Source organism: Caballeronia sp. LZ035 (assembly GCF_031451175.1).
Lineage (GTDB): Bacteria > Pseudomonadota > Gammaproteobacteria > Burkholderiales > Burkholderiaceae > Caballeronia.
The window spans coordinates 473,808-488,711 of record NZ_JARUXS010000002.1; the positions used below are offsets into that span (position 1 = coordinate 473,808).

The following is a 14,904-nucleotide window of genomic DNA, read 5'->3' on the forward strand; positions in this document are numbered from 1 at the left end:
GACAGGGGAGAGAACGATGTATTTCGATGCGCGGCTGTGGGCCATGATGGCGGGTTTGCGCTGGCGGGTAGCAGCGGCCATCGGGCTGGGCTTGCTCGCGATGGGCGTGGGCATCCTGCGCTTCGTGTTTCTCGGGCGCGTGCTGGCGCTGGTATTCGCGGGCGCGCCGGTGCGCAGCCTGGCGCTCGCGGTCGGCGCGGCCGCGCTCTGCGTGCTGCTGCGCGCGTGGCTGGAACACTGCCGCGCGACGCTCGCGCAGCGCACGGCCGGCGAGCTTCAGGCCCGGCTGCGTGAGCGGCTGTTCGACCAGATCGCGGCGCTCGGGCCGGCCTGGTTCGGCGCGGAACGCACGGGCGGCGTGATGCTCGCGGTCGTCGACGGCGTGGAGCAGTTGCAGACCTTCTTCGGCGCCTATCTGCCGCAACTCGCGATCGCGGCCTGCGCGCCGGTGATGATCTTCGCGGTGCTGGCGTGGTGGGACGTGCCGACGGCCTCCGTACTGCTGGTTGCCGCGCTCGTCACGCTCGCCCTGCCGCAACTCATTCATCGCGCCGACAAGCGCGCGGCGCTCGCGCGTGCCGGAGCCTTCAAGGCATTCGGCGAAGAATTCCTCGATGCCGTGCAAGGCTTGCCGACACTCAAGGCTTTCGGCCAGAGCGGCGCGTTCGGCGAGAAGCTTGCCCGCAAGGCCAGGGCGCTGTCCGACAGCACGTTCTGGGTGCTCGCGCTGGGACTGCTGACGCGGCTGTTCACGGACCTGGGCATTGGCCTCGGCGCGGCGGCGGCCATCGGTCTCGGCGCATGGCGCGTGCAGCATGGCGCGATGAGCCTGGAGGCGCTGCTCATCGTGCTGATGGCGGGTAGCGAGATCTTTCGGCCACTGCGCGATCTGCGCGGCGTGTTGCATCAGGGGATGATCGGACAGTCGGCGGCGAATGCCATTCACGCCTTGCTCGATGCGCGCAATGCGCAACCAACGGCCCATGCCGCGCCGCTCGTCGACGGTCTCAAGCCCGAGATCGCGTTCGACGGTGTGACCTTCTCTTATCCGGGTCGCCGCGTGGATGCCCACGCGGGGCTGACGTTCACGATCGGCGAGGGCGAGAAGGTGGCGATCGTCGGCCCGAGCGGCGCGGGCAAGTCGACGGTCGTGCGCCTGCTGTTGCGGCAGCACGATGCGGCGCACGGCGCGATCCGCATCGGCGGCCATGACGTGCGTTCGCTCGACGCCGGGCAGGTGCGCTCGATGATCGCGGTGGTCGCACAGGACGCGACGCTGTTCGACGGCACCATCGCGGACAATCTGCGCCTCGGCCGCCCCGACGCGAGCGATGCCGACATGTTCGAAGCCGCGCGCGCCGCGAACGCCCACGACTTCATCTCGGCGTTGCCGGCGGGTTACGCGACCCGGATCGGCGAACGTGGACTGATGCTGTCGGGCGGACAGCGCCAGCGCATCGCGATCGCGCGTGCGCTGCTGCGCGACGCGCCGATCCTCGTGCTGGACGAGGCGCTTTCCTCGGTGGATGCGGAAAACGAAGCGCTGATCCAGCAGGCGCTCGACCGGCTCACGCGTGGCCGCACGACGCTGATTCTCGCGCACCGGCTTTCCAGCGTGATCGGCGCGGACCGGATTCTCGTGCTCGACCATGGCCGTGTCGCCGAAGCGGGGACGCACGCCACGCTGATCCGGCAGGACGGGCCGTATCGCCGGCTGATGCAGCCGCAGATGGAAGCCGCGGGCGAAGCGGGCGATGCGGGTGTTTTGGCGGCCCCTGCGAAAACCGCCGCCCATGCCGCGTCCGGCCTGCCGGTGCGCGCCCTCGACGAAGACGCCGCGAAGATCGGCTGGCCCGAAACCCTGCACACCCTGCTGCGTTTCGTCGCGCCGTGGAAACCGAAGGTCGCGCTGACCGTGCTGTGCGGCGTGGGCCGGGTGCTGGGCTTCATCGGCGTGGGGATCGTGGGCGCGATGGTGGTGGCGGAGGTGTCGACCGGGCAGCCGTTCTTTTCGATGCTCGTCGCGCTCGCGATTCTCGCGCCGCTCGCCGCGGCGTTGCATTGGCTGGAATCCTGGTTTGCGCACGACATGGCGTACCGGCTGCTCGCTGAAATGCGCATCGCACTCTATGCGTGGCTGGAGCGGCTCGCGCCCGCCGGGCTGCTGCGCCGCCGCTCCGGCGATCTGGTGGCGCTCGCGACCCAGGACGTCGAGACCATCGAGTATTTCTACGCGCATACGCTCGCGCCGGCGTTCGTCGCCGTGCTGGTGCCGCTCGGCGTACTGGCGCTGCTTGCCGCCATAGCGTGGCCGCTTGCCGTGATCCTGCTGCCGTTCCTGCTGTGGGCGGGACTGGCGCCGGTGCTGGCGCGGCGCGATATCGACACGCTCGGCACCGAGGCCCGCGAAGCCCTCGGACAGCTGGGCGCGCATCTGACGGAGACGATTCAGGGGCTCGCGGAACTGACGGCATTCCAGGCGCTCGGGCAACGGCGCGCGGCCTTCAGCGCCGACGTCGATGCGTATCGACGCAAGCGCGCCCGACTGCTCGCCGACCTGTCGGTGCAAAGTGCTGCGCTGGAAGCCGCGAGCGGCCTCGGCGGGCTTGCGGTCGCGGCGCTCGGCGGCTGGCTGTGCCTGCGTGGCTGGTTTCCGCACGAGACCTTGCCGCTGCTGGTGCTCGTGGCGGTCGCCGCGTTCATGCCGGTCGGCGAGATTGGCCAGGTGGCGCGTCAACTCGCGGACACCATTGCTTCGACACGACGCTTGCGCGCCATCGAGAAAGAGCCGGCGGCCGTGACCGACGGTCATCTCGGCATGCCCGCCGACGCCACCGTGCGCTTCGAGCACACGCGCTTCACGTATCCCGGCCGCTCGGTGCCGGCCATCGACGGCATGAGCTTCGACGTGTCGCCGGGCAGCACGATTGCGCTCGTCGGCGCATCGGGCGCGGGCAAGTCGACGGTGGCGAATCTGTTGTTGCGCTTCTGGGATCCGCAAGAGGGCGCCATCACGCTGGGCGGAACCGACCTGCGCGCGCTCAGGCTCGATGACTTGCGACAGCACATTGCGCTGGTCGCGCAGGATACGTATCTGTTCAACGACACGCTCGAAGCGAATATTCGCCTCGCGGGCAACGATGCCTCGGACGCGGATGTGCGGCGCGCGTTGCAGCGTGCGGCGCTGGGGGACTTCGTCGAGCGTTTGCCGGAAGGACTGGCGACGCGCGTCGGCGAGCGCGGCGTGCAGCTATCCGGCGGACAGCGTCAGCGCATTGCCATCGCGCGAGCCTTCCTGAAAGATGCGCCGATCCTGATTCTCGATGAAGCGACATCGCACCTCGACACCGTCAGCGAGCAGCAGATTCGCGCGGCCCTGGAGGAGTTGATGGTGCAGCGTACGTCCATTGTCATCGCGCACCGGCTCTCGACCATCCGGAATGCGGATGCCATTCTGGTGATCGAGAGCGGTCGGGTGATCGAAGCCGGAAGGCACGATCAGCTGCTTGCGCGGCAAGGGGCGTATGCCCGCCTGATCGCGCATCAGGCGAGCGCGGTGGCGTTGTGAAGCGCCTCCCAAGCGGGCCTTACTGCGTGTTCATCCGATAGCACTGCGGCGTGCCGCCGGCCGACGGACGCTGATAAATCCACTGGTGCGCGTGACTTCCCGCGCGGCCGAGCGTCGAGCTCAAGGTGACGGCCTTGCCGAAGGCGCCGTTGCCGGTGCTGTGCGCTTCGATCACGAGCGATGCGAGCGCCGGATCCGAGCGCGCGGCATCGGCGTCGATGATACGGCGCACGTGCGACAGATTCTGCCCGTACCAGTCGCCTTTCGAGCTTGCCGTCACCGCGACGAACGGCCGATAAGCAGGGCCGGCATAGTGGCTGTCGAGGATCATCCACGGGTTCTTGTCGTCGCCGGGGCCGGTGCCGAGTTCGGCTGGCGGGTAGGGCAGGTATGAAGCGAGATCGCCGCCGAGACGCGAATCCGCCGAGCCCAGACGCGCCGGGTCGAAACGCCAGCCTTCCGGACCATTGCGCAGATCGTTGAAGCGCTTGCCGGTCCACGTGACGACATGCGAGACAGTCGCTGCGCCCGCCACGTTCGACAGCGGGCTGCCGGACGGCACCGTGGAAGTTGCCGTGATGTACAGCAGATCGCCCGGTTTCAGGTAAGCGAGCATGCTCGTCACGTTGTCGTGATTGATGTCGAGCAGCACGCCTGGTTGCTCCTGTGACGAGGTGGACACCGGATCCGCGCCGGTCGAGCAGGCCTGCGTGCCGATGCCGCTCTCCAGGTTGCCGCCTGCGTGCGTGATGCCCGAGAAGTTGTACACCCACGAGGTGAAGTCCGAGCAGTCGACACCTTGCCAGTTGGTGTCGTCGTGCTTCAGCGGCGTCAGGCTTTGCGACCGGTCGCGGTTGCGATACGCGGTGCAGGTCATGCCTGAACTGCTGCCACCCGACGTGCTGCCGGGAGACGAGTTGCGGAACTTGAGCGGCGGCGTCCAGCCCGGGACGTGATGGTGGCAGTAGTTGAGCCCCTGATCGACCCAGTAATTCTCGACGGCCATCAGCAATTCACGCTGGAATGTGCCGACGTCGCTGCTGCACGAGGTCGTGGTGATCGCGCCATAGGTGGCCGCGCGCGGTCCCCATGATCCGCCGTTCGCGAAGTCTTTCCAGTTGGCGGCGGTCACGCCGTGCGTGTTGTTGCCCGTCTGCGCCTGGACTTCATCCTGGCGTGTCCTGAACAGCGCGCCATGCTGCGCGAGCAAGATGTCGCGGTCGTTGCACGCCGCGCCGCTGACGGCGATCGCGTCGGGCTTGCCAGGCAGCACGTTTCGCAATGCCGCGAGCGACGCAATGCCCGAGCGGTTGCGCGCGCCCTTGACGTAGTCGGCGGCGCCGGCGGTGATCGCGCAATTGCCGCTGGCGGGCGCGGCGAGGGTGCCGTCGGCGGCAGTGTCACCCGCGCCGGCGTGGCAATCCGTGAGGGTTTCGCCATTGTCCGACTGCGCGACGATGTTCATCGTGCTGGCCGCGATGGATAGGCCCGCCGACGTGCGGCTTTGCGATTCCGCGCCGAGCGCGAGCGCCATCTTTGCGCCGTCGGTGATGTCCGTCGAGGCGCCGGGTTGCACGAAGACAGGCGCAGTCTGTTGCACGTCGATGTCGCCGGCGAAGGCGTTCACGCGCGCGATCGCGGCGGCGATATTGTCGGCGCTGAGGCCGCCCGCCGCGCGCGCATCAGCAACGATCGCATTCGAGTACGCTGACACGATCATCTGCGAGGGCGCATTCAGGTAGACCGCGTCGATTTCACTCGTCATGGTCGCGTTCGAGCCGGTCGCTTCTTCCTGATAGGTGCCACCCCTCACGCGCACCAGCAGCGGATAGCGCAGTGTCGGTCTGAGGACGAAGGTGCCGTCTGAAGCGGTGGTCGCGCTGGCAATCGGGCGGTCGGACGGCGTGCCGTCGGCGGACAGTTCATGGATCGTCACCATGGCATTCGCGACCGGGCCCATGTATACGCCGCCGGAAGTCGTTGGGCCGGAGCCGCCGCCGCATGCGGCGAGAGACAGGGAAAAGGCCGTGAGCGCGGCGCCGCTGATGAGAGTGGGTTTCAAGATCGAAAGCCGGTTGAACGTGGGAGAGCAGAGGCACGACGTGCAGAACAATGAACGGGCTGTTTTTACCGCACGCGCGGCATTTTCTTTCCATTGTCTGACGCCTGCTTTCGTTTACGGAGACGCGCCTCGCAACTTGAAGGGTGATTAACCCTGTCGGGCTTTCCCGGATGGGCGGGCGGAACCGCGCATGGTCGGGGAATGTCCTGCGTCGAAGACAAAGCGATAACTTGCTTCATCGATCATGGATGCGGACCGCGGCGAGCCACGGAATCTTTGCTATAACTGAATACGCATCCGCTGCTGTCGGCCGATCCTGCAGCGTATGGTCCGCTCCCTGTCCCGCTGGAGCGTCGAACGTTTTCCTTCGAAGATGTGATCTGAATCATTGCTGCCGGAGCGCCCATCCCGTGTTCACGCTTGATCACGGGAACGGCTGAGCTGCCCTTCAACTCTTGTGTGAAAAGGCCTTGTGATGAATATCGATCGAAGCGATACGGCGGTGGTCTTCATCGACCCGCAGAACGACGTCTTGAGTCCTTCCGGGAAAAACTGGGGGGCCGTAGGCGCAAGCGTCACGGAGAACAAGACCGTTGAAAATATGCTGAAGATATTCGCAGCGGCGAAAGCTTCAAACTTCAATGTCTTCATCTCGCCGCATTACTTCTATCCGACCGATCGTGCGTGGAACTTCAACGGTCCGCTGGAAGCAGACGAGTTCGCGACCGGTACGTTTTCACGCGAAGGCGCGTTGAATCTCTCGGGTTTTCAGGGGTCCGGCGCGGACTGGGTGGATGAATTCAAACCCTATATCGATGACGGCCGCACCGTGGTCGTGAGTCCCCACAAAGTCTTCGGGCCGCAAACCAACGACCTCGTGCTGCAACTGCGCAAGCGCAACATGCGCCGCGTGATCCTCGGCGGCATGCTCGCCAACATGTGTGTCGAGGCGCATTTGCGAGATCTGCTCGAACAGGGTTTCGAGGTGTGCGTGGTCAGCGACGCGACTGCGGGGCCTCGCCATCCCGTGCGGGGAGATGGCTATAAGGCGGCGATGATCAACTACGCGTTTCTCGCCCACGAGGTGGCGCCCACTGCCGAGGTCATCGCGAGAATGACTTGATCTACTTCGAATAGGTCGTGAACACCTGGTCCGCGGCGGCTGGCAATTTTGCGTGGCACGCAAAGCAGCTATTGATGATCTTCAGGCTGGGATTGGCCTTGCCATTCTCGAACTGCCCATAGCCCCAGCCGCCCGTACTCGCGTAACGCTTCGAGTCCTTGACCTCGACCTGAACGTTGGTGGGTGCGCCTGCGACAAAGGACTGTTCGTGGCCGAAGATGGCATTGTTTCGATCCGATGCAACATACTCGTAGGCGAGCCGCACGATGATGGAGCCGTCCGGGAAGGGCAGCTTTCCCTCCTTCAGTGCTTTCATCGCAATGTCGTTGCCGAGGATGCCGCGAATGTCGTTGTTGGTGCCGGCTTCGTGCGCAACGCTGATGAATTGCCAGTCACGATAGCCCGGAGGCAGCGCGACGCCGAACACCGGCGAGGTGCTCTCCTGAGCCGTGCCCGATAGCGGAAATAAAGCGGAGAGCGAGGTCGATATCAACGCCAGCACGATCAGGGGTCGAGTCATCACGAGGGTTCTCCGAATCGAGGGCGCACCGTTCGAGCCGGTTCGAAGCTAGCCCTGCGATCCATCCTTGTCAAGGTCAGGCGCCGGTTGCGACTCATGCTGCAGCGCCGACCATCACAGGTCGCAATTCAAGAAATGTGACCGCTCGGTACGCCCGGTCGGCTATCATGCCTGTCCTCTCCGAAGCAACCTCCTATGATTTCCGTCCGTAATGTCACGCTCCGCCGCGGCGTGAATGTCGTCCTCGACCGCGCATCCGTCACTTTTACTCCTGGCGAGAAGATCGGTCTTGTAGGCCGCAATGGCGCCGGTAAGTCGTCCTTCTTCGGTCTTCTCAACGGCACGCTGCATGAAGACGGCGGCGAGTTTTCCATTCCGGCTGCGTGGAAGATGGGCCAGGTTGCGCAGGACATGCCGGAGACCGAGCAGAGCGCGACCGACTTCGTCATTGAAGGCGACACGCTGTTGCTGGCCGCGCAGGCCGAAGTCACCGCCGCCGAAGCCGACGACGACGGCATGCGCATGGCGCACGCCTACATGGCCTTGCATGACGCGGGTGCGCATGATGCCCCTGCACGGGCCCAGGCGCTGATCCTGGGCCTGGGCTTCACGGCTGCGCAGCTTGCACTGCCGGTCAACAGCTTCTCCGGCGGCTGGCGCATGCGGCTGCAACTGGCACGCGCGCTCATGTGTCCGTCCGACCTGCTGCTGCTGGACGAGCCGACCAATCACCTGGATCTCGACGCGCTGGTGTGGCTGGAAGCATGGCTCAAGCGCTATCAGGGCACCCTGGTCGTGATCAGCCACGATCGCGAATTCCTCGACGCGGTGACTCAGGTGACGGTGCACGTCGACAATGCGAAACTCGTGCGCTACGGCGGCAATTACAGCAAGTTCGAAGACATGCGCGCCGAGCAGCTCGAGTTGCAGCAGGCCGCCATGGCGAAGCAGGTGGAGAAGATCGCTCACCTGCAAAAGTTCATCGACCGCTTCAAGGCCAAGGCCTCGAAGGCGAAACAGGCGCAGAGCCGCGTCAAGGCGCTTGAACGCATGGAGAAGATTGCCCCCGTGCTCGCCGACGCCGAGTTCACGTTCGAATTCAAGGAACCGCTCAACGTCCCGAATCCGTTGCTGTCGATGTCGGAGGCGAGCTTCGGTTATCCCGCGGCGGACGGCACATCGCCAACGATCATCGTGCGCGGCATCAATCGCTCCGTGCTGGCCGGACAACGCATCGGCATTCTCGGCGCCAACGGGCAGGGCAAGTCCACCCTGGTGAAGACGCTGGCGCACGAACTGACGCCGATCGCCGGCGAGATCAGCGAAGGCAAGGGCTTGAACATCGGCTACTTTGCGCAGCAGGAACTGGACGTACTGCGCCCGCTCGACACGCCGATGGAGCACATGATCCGTCTTGCCAAGGACACGCCGCCGCAACTGCGTGCCCCGGGTCAGAGCGGCACCGAACAATCGCTCCGCACTTTCCTCGGCACCTTCAACTTCAGTGGTGACACGGTGCATCAGGCAGTCGGCACGATGAGCGGCGGCGAAAAGGCCCGGCTCGTGCTGTGCATGATCGTGTGGCAGCGTCCCAACTTGCTGCTGCTCGACGAGCCGACCAACCACCTCGACCTCGCCACGCGCGAAGCCTTGGGCATGGCGCTCAACGAATTCGAAGGGACGGTGATGCTGGTCAGTCACGATCGATCGCTGCTGCGCGCCGTCTGTGACGAGTTCTGGCTCGTCACCAAGGGCGGCGTCGAGCCTTTCGACGGCGATCTCGACGACTATCAGCAGTTCCTGCGCGAAGAAGCACGGCGGATGCGGGAGGAGGCCGCCTGAGCGTGACAGACTGCCTCTCAGGCAGGAACGTCGCGCACGACTTCGATCAGATCGGCGCCGTTCATCTCATAGAAGAAGCCGTATAGCTGAACGTGCCTGGGTACGGCGGGGCTGTCTCGCAGCAACTTCACATCGTGCTTGAGCGAGTCCTCGAAGTTCATGATCGCGAGACTGTCGTGATCGAAGAGGGTCGAGATGTCGGCGTGATGACACGTGTTGAATTTGCCGATCAGTTGGTCGGGCCTGAAGCCTGTCGCGCCGCAAAAGGAGTGATGCACCACGACGACTTTCTGGACGTTGAAGAGATAGTCCATGGTCGCGACGGATTGCAGCGCCGACGCGGCGCGTCCCGCCGCGCAGTACACCGCGAACAGCGTGCGCGTGTGACCGACCCGGTTGCCCTGTTCGTCCAGGATGTTCTGTCCGGGATAAACCTCGTCGCCGAAATGCTCGGCCACGATCTGCGGGACTTCGCTCGCACGCGGGTCGAAGCAGCAGATCACCATCGTTTTCATCGGAATGGCCTGATTGAAGCCTTTGAAATCGTCCTGATCGAACCAGGGCTGGGTCCTGAATTCGTATTCGCTGTACGGGGCTGCCATGCTGCTGCTCCTGAATGTGATGTGCGCGTTGCGCTGGAAAGCGTGACGGCTAGCTTTCGAAGGGTGCGTGATCGATCAGATCGCACACGTTGGGGCAGTCGAAGCCATGCACATGGCGCCGTGCGACATCCGCGAGTCCCGTGCCTATGGCTGTGTGAGGTTTTTTGCGGGCGACTTCGGCAAGCGCCTGCTGGAACGCCAGCTTGAAGCCATCGCGGGGATACAGTTGCAGCACGTCATCCACGAAAGACGGCGTGATGTCCTCCAGGAACATGCCGAATACATCGACATGCGCGCCGAGGTAGATCAAGGCGATTTCCGGCTGCTTGCGTTCGGCGATGCCGCCGCTGGAATGCAAGGCGATACCGTCCCAGACGAGATCCGCCTTCGCTTTCGGATAACCGGTTGCGAGCAGGATCCGGCTGGCGGCGTCAGCGCCATCGACTTCGAAGCGTTGATCCGCGCCATGGGCTTCAGTCAGACCCAGGTCGTGATACAGCGACGCGAGGTACACCACTTCGCGGTCGTACTTCAAACCGCGTTTATGTCCAAGAAACTCCGCAAACCACCAGGTGCGGTGGACATGTGCCATCATCGCCTTCGAATGGAGCCGCTCGACGAGCGCCCTGGCGTGGCGTGTGTGTGCTGAATCCGGAGCGGTGAATGCGCCGATCGTGACGGGTTCTTCCATTGCATCCTCAACAAGATAATCTCGACGCTTTGCGTGCCCGTCATTCTGTCGTGCTCCGGGTAGTTCTCTCAATTACCCGGCGGGTAATCGAGGCGCAATCAATTGCAGAGTGAGATCAAGATGGTCGAAGCGAATCCGGCATCCAGAAATACCCGTCTGGGCACGGGCGAGTTGCTCCGCTACTGGCGCGATGTGCGTCGATGCACGCAGCTAAGCCTGTCGCTGATGAGCGGAGTGTCGCAGCGGCATATCAGCTTTATCGAAAGCGGCCGGAGTTCACCGGGTCGGCAAACGCTTCTGGATCTCGCTGAATCGCTCGATATTCCCTTGAGGGATCGCAACGGCCTGTTGCTCTCGGCGGGTTTTGCGCCGATGTACACAGAGGGCACGTGGGAGGACGAGGACATGATGGGCGTGACGACGGCGCTGAAGCGCATGCTGCATTACGCGGAACCGTATCCGGCTGTGGTCATGGACCGGTACTGGAACGTGCTCATGACCAACGATGCGTTACCGCGCCTGTTCAACTGTTTCACGGATTTCTCGGCGTGGGGAGAGCCGCATAACATACTGCACGCTATCTTCGATCCTGCCCGGCTGCGGCCGCACATCGCGGGATGGAATGATCTTGCGATCAGCCTGATTCAGCGCGTGTATCGCGAGGCGGTTGGGCGGCATGTGGATGAGCAGACACTCGAGTTGATCGAGAGTTTGCTTGCCTATCCCGGCGTGCCTGCGGAATGGAAGAATCCAAGAGGTCTCGAGTCGGTGATGACGTCGCCCGTCGTGCCGCTTGCACTGACCAAAGATGGTCAGACACTGCGCTTCTTTTCGATGGTCACCACGGTTGGAACACCGCAAACCGTCGCCGGGCAGGAGTTAAGGCTGGAGTGCATGCTGCCGGTCGATGCTGAAACTGAACGGCTCCATCAGGAGTTGAGCGCTCGTGGGTGAGCGCTGAAGGTTTCCTTCCGCCAGCGCTTTCATGGACTTCCTGTGTTCGCGTCGGTTTGCTGGCACTGCCCCTCCCCGGGGCGGGGGGCTTCGCTCTCGGCCTTCGCGTGGTTGCTTGTGGTTGCCATGCACTTCCATGGACTTCCTGTTATCACGTCGGTCTGCTTGCACTGCCCCTCCCCGGGGCGGGGGTAACTTTCTTTGCGGCTGCAAAGAAAGTCACCAAAGAAAGCAGCTTTTCTTCCCGCCCAAGGACCACTTGGCAGCGCGACACAGAAACACCAGACTGGCACGGCACTAGCGAGTGCCCTCATAGGCCTAACCGGGCTTGGATCGCGGACCCACCGTGACATCGCACCATCGAACTGACTGGTGCAGCCCCTCCACGCTCCGGCGCAGCGCTGCGCGCCGCCGACCGGTCAATCAGGTAGGGTCGCGCTTCGACTGCGGACGGTCAGCACCAACAGAACCCATGCTTCTGTCGATGCGCCGTCTTTAGCTAGCCCAACGTCAATGTTTCAGGCAGGTGTCCGCATTCTTCCACGTACACGTGTCAAGCCCGGTGTGCACGATCGGCTTGACCGTCTTGCCCTCCGCAAGGTCGCGCATCACCATCGCCGCCTGATAACCCATCTCCTCCGGACGCTGTCCCACCAGCACATTCACCTTGTGATCCTTCAGCGCCTGCAGTTCAGGCGCAAGCGTATCGGCGGACACGATCACAAACTTGCCGCTCTGGATCTTGTCCATGATCGGCGCAACCACTTGCGAATACGCCTGCGGCGCAAACAGCGGCCAGCCACCTTCCAGCACGAACGCATCAAGACCGCTGGCGTTCGCCGTCAGCGTGTCCTGCATCATCTGGTTCGCTTTCGCCGCATCGTCATTCACATAAAGCGGGCAAGCACTGATCTCGTTCCAGCCATTCTCGCCCGCAAGCTTCGCAACGCCTTTCTTGCCAGCCAACGCATCGCGCGTCCCCTGTGCCCGTTGATTGATGTTCTCAGCAGCCGGGTTGCCCATCACCAGGCAGATTTTTCCGCCCTTCGGCATCAGCGTTTTCAGTTGTTCGCCGAGCTTCACCCCCAAGTCATAGTTGTCCGTGCCGACATAGCTCTTGCGCAACGACTGGTCCTTCGGCAGCAAATCCGCATCCGCAGTAATGATCGGAATCTTGGTGCCGCGCCGGCGGATCACTTCGGCAATCGCGGGCGCATTCGAAGGCGAGATCGCAATCGCAGCCACGCCCTTCGTCAACAAGTCGTCAATGATCTGCACTTCCGCACTTTCGTCGGCGGCCGTCGCAGGACCCGTGTAGTAGCACGTGTAGCCCTGCTTCTTGAGCTCCTTGTTGGCCCGCTCGCAGCCTTGATGCATGAGGTCGAAGTAAGGGTTGTCCAGCCCCTTCACCACCAGGGCCAGCGTCTTGTCCGCCGCATAGACGGGTGAGGCCAGCATCGCAAGGCCGCTGAGCGCAGCAAGGTACATCCATGCTTTCTTCATTTTCGTGTTCATTTTCGTCTCCAGTAAGACACCGGTCTGGCGGCGCCCATGTCTGCCCCGCACGATTGCCTTCCCGCACACGCGCACCAGCGCTCGCGCAGCCGGTGCACCCAAAGTCTGTCAGTCTGTCTGCCTATCGCCGCCGAGCCGGTTGAAGAGCACGGCGACGATGATGAAGGATCCAACCACCGTTCCCTGCCAGAACGAGTCGACACCAAGCAGGATCAGGCTGTTGCGGATGACCTCGATCAACGCCGCACCGACGACCGTGCCGAATGCGCTCCCCATGCCGCCCATCAGATTCGTGCCGCCGATCACGGTGGCGGCAATCACGCGCAGTTCGTCGCCCGTGCCGAGACCCGTCGTCACCGCGCCGAGCCAGCCGACCTCGAGGATCGCAGCGACGCCCGCCATCAGGCCGGCCAGCACGTACACGGAGCAGATCACACGGCGCACCGGAACGCCAGTCAGATTCGCCGCGTGGCGATTGCCACCGACGGCGAAGACGTAACGGCCCCATCGGGTCCAGCCGAAGGCAAACCAGAACAGCAGCGCGAGCACGACGAGAAACCAGACCGGATTGGCAACACCGAGCGTCGATCCGCCGCCGAGCGCAAGCAGCTTGCTGCCATCGGGACCGAAATCGAAGATGGTGCGGCTGCCTGAAATGACGAGTGCGAGACTGCGGCCGACACTCAGCATGCCCAGCGTCACAACGAAGGGCTGCATGTTCAGATAGGCAATCAGGACGCCGTTCACCAGGCCGACGAGGCCCGCGGTCAGCAGGCCCATGCCGATGCCGGCCCAGAGCGGATAGCCGGCGTTCATGACGACCGACAGCACGACGCCGCTGAGGCCGATGGTCGAACCGACCGAGATGTCGATGCCGCCCGTGACGATCACCGCCATCATGCCCAGCGCGACGATGGCGACGAACGCGAAGTTGCGGGTGACGTTGAACAGGTTTTGCGACGTGGCGAAGGTCGAGGTCGCCAGCGACAGAACGATGCAGGCGACCACCGTCGCGAGCACCACCCAGAACACCTGGCTTGCGAGCATGCCGGACCAGCGCGTATGCGTCCTCGCTGACTGCGGATCATCGAGCACGACCGGCAACGGGTTCGGCCTCTGTTGGGCATCCTTCAAGTCAGGTCTCCAGGCGGTGAAGAGTCAGGCGACGGCGATGGCTCCGGTAATGAGACCGGTCACTTCTTCCGGCGACGTGTTTGCCGTCGTCTTGTCGGACACCTTGCGGCCGCGCCGCATGACGACCACGCGCTGCGCGACGGCGAACACGTCCGGCATGCGGTGGCTGATCAGAATGACTGCGATGCGATGCTCGGACAGCCGGTGGATGAGGTCGAGTACCTCGGCCACCTGACGCACGCTGATTGCAGCGGTCGGTTCATCCATGATGACGAGCCGCGCTTCCGACAGACGCGTGCGCGCGATCGCCACGGCCTGGCGTTGACCACCGGACATCTGCCGCACGAGATCGCGGGGGCGCGTTTCGGATTTCAATTCGCGAAAGAGTTCGCCGGCCCGCCGGTACATGGTGGCGTGATCAAGGACACGGAAAGGCCAGAAGCCGATGCGCGGTTCCCGGCCCAGGAAGACATTGGCGGCGGCCGTCAGGTTGTCGCACAGCGCCAGGTCCTGATAGACGACCTCGATGCCCTGGGCGCGCGCATCGACGGGCTTGCTGAAATGCACGGGCTTGCCGCCCATGCGGATCTCGCCGTGCGATGGCGGGAAATTCCCCGCGATGATTTTCACGAGTGTCGATTTGCCGGCCCCGTTGTCGCCCATCAGACCCACCACCTCGCCCGGCTCCAGGCTGAAGGTCACGTCGGTCAAGGCCTGTATCGCGCCGAAGTGCTTCGAAACCTCCTTGAGTTCGAGAAGACTCATGGACGGACGGGCTCGCTGTGGAGTCGTCCTTGCTTCTGCGCGGGCGACGGTTGGATTCGCTGACTAATTTTTTAGAGCATGGCGCCCCTTTTAGCAAGGCACTTTCACTCAGCGCTTTCCCGAGGCCC

The 14,904-nt window shown here is 63.8% G+C and carries 12 protein-coding genes; 5 read left to right on the forward strand and 7 right to left on the reverse strand.

Translation table 11 applies throughout. The features are described from left to right. The first annotated feature begins 16 nt into the window (after positions 1-16). The gene (locus QCE88_RS17740) at positions 17-3,568 is read left to right on the forward strand and encodes an ABC transporter ATP-binding protein (RefSeq protein ID WP_309904462.1); all 3,552 of its coding nucleotides are present in this window, start codon (positions 17-19) and stop codon (positions 3,566-3,568) included. 19 nt (positions 3,569-3,587) lie between these two features. On the opposite strand, the gene QCE88_RS17745 is transcribed toward QCE88_RS17740, so the two are convergent. Beyond that, positions 3,588-5,528 carry a hypothetical protein gene (locus QCE88_RS17745; RefSeq protein WP_409018186.1) on the reverse strand — a complete coding sequence of 647 codons (1,941 nt, stop codon included), beginning with the start codon at positions 5,526-5,528 and terminating at the stop codon, positions 3,588-3,590. Here QCE88_RS17745 and QCE88_RS17750 point away from each other — a divergent pair. Both QCE88_RS17750 and QCE88_RS17755 read left to right on the forward strand, forming a co-directional pair. Next, positions 5,506-5,781, forward strand: coding sequence for a hypothetical protein (locus QCE88_RS17750; RefSeq protein ID WP_309904466.1), 276 nt, complete (start codon positions 5,506-5,508; stop codon positions 5,779-5,781). The two genes, QCE88_RS17745 and QCE88_RS17750, sit on opposite strands and share 23 nt — an antisense overlap. A gap of 324 nt (positions 5,782-6,105) precedes the next feature. Next, positions 6,106-6,753 (forward strand): isochorismatase family protein, encoded by a 648-nt coding sequence (locus tag QCE88_RS17755; RefSeq protein ID WP_309904468.1) that lies wholly within the window; start codon positions 6,106-6,108, stop codon positions 6,751-6,753. A gap of 1 nt (position 6,754) precedes the next feature. On the opposite strand, the gene QCE88_RS17760 is transcribed toward QCE88_RS17755, so the two are convergent. Beyond that, on the reverse strand, positions 6,755-7,273 hold the full coding sequence (locus QCE88_RS17760) for a cytochrome P460 family protein (RefSeq protein ID WP_309906486.1): 519 nt from the start codon (positions 7,271-7,273) through the stop codon (positions 6,755-6,757). A gap of 195 nt (positions 7,274-7,468) precedes the next feature. On the opposite strand from QCE88_RS17760, the gene QCE88_RS17765 reads away from it, so the two are divergent. Continuing rightward, complete coding sequence (locus tag QCE88_RS17765; RefSeq protein ID WP_309904470.1) at positions 7,469-9,115, forward strand: ATP-binding cassette domain-containing protein; 1,647 nt, start codon at positions 7,469-7,471, stop codon at positions 9,113-9,115. 17 nt (positions 9,116-9,132) lie between these two features. Here the strand turns inward: QCE88_RS17765 and QCE88_RS17770 are convergent, their stop codons facing one another. Both QCE88_RS17770 and QCE88_RS17775 read right to left on the reverse strand, forming a co-directional pair. Then, positions 9,133-9,717 carry a carbonic anhydrase gene (locus QCE88_RS17770; RefSeq protein WP_309904471.1) on the reverse strand — a complete coding sequence of 195 codons (585 nt, stop codon included), beginning with the start codon at positions 9,715-9,717 and terminating at the stop codon, positions 9,133-9,135. Positions 9,718-9,766: 49 nt separating this feature from the next. Next, a complete protein-coding gene (locus QCE88_RS17775) occupies positions 9,767-10,408 on the reverse strand; it encodes an HD domain-containing protein (protein ID WP_309904472.1) in 642 nt (213 codons plus the stop codon). Between the two features lie 120 nt (positions 10,409-10,528). On the opposite strand from QCE88_RS17775, the gene QCE88_RS17780 reads away from it, so the two are divergent. Then, positions 10,529-11,362, forward strand: coding sequence for a helix-turn-helix transcriptional regulator (locus tag QCE88_RS17780; RefSeq protein ID WP_309906489.1), 834 nt, complete (start codon positions 10,529-10,531; stop codon positions 11,360-11,362). 510 nt (positions 11,363-11,872) lie between these two features. On the opposite strand, the gene QCE88_RS17785 is transcribed toward QCE88_RS17780, so the two are convergent. The 3 genes from QCE88_RS17785 to QCE88_RS17795 all read right to left on the reverse strand — a co-directional run bounded on the left by QCE88_RS17785 (position 11,873) and on the right by QCE88_RS17795 (position 14,713). Next, entirely contained in the window at positions 11,873-12,877 is a 1,005-nt protein-coding gene (locus tag QCE88_RS17785) for a sugar-binding protein (RefSeq protein WP_309904474.1), read from the reverse strand. A gap of 108 nt (positions 12,878-12,985) precedes the next feature. Beyond that, entirely contained in the window at positions 12,986-14,011 is a 1,026-nt protein-coding gene (locus QCE88_RS17790; RefSeq protein ID WP_309904475.1) for an ABC transporter permease, read from the reverse strand. A 24-nt stretch (positions 14,012-14,035) separates the two neighbouring features. Further along, complete coding sequence (locus tag QCE88_RS17795) at positions 14,036-14,713, reverse strand: ATP-binding cassette domain-containing protein (protein ID WP_309906491.1); 678 nt, start codon at positions 14,711-14,713, stop codon at positions 14,036-14,038. Between the last annotated feature and the right edge of the window lie 191 nt (positions 14,714-14,904).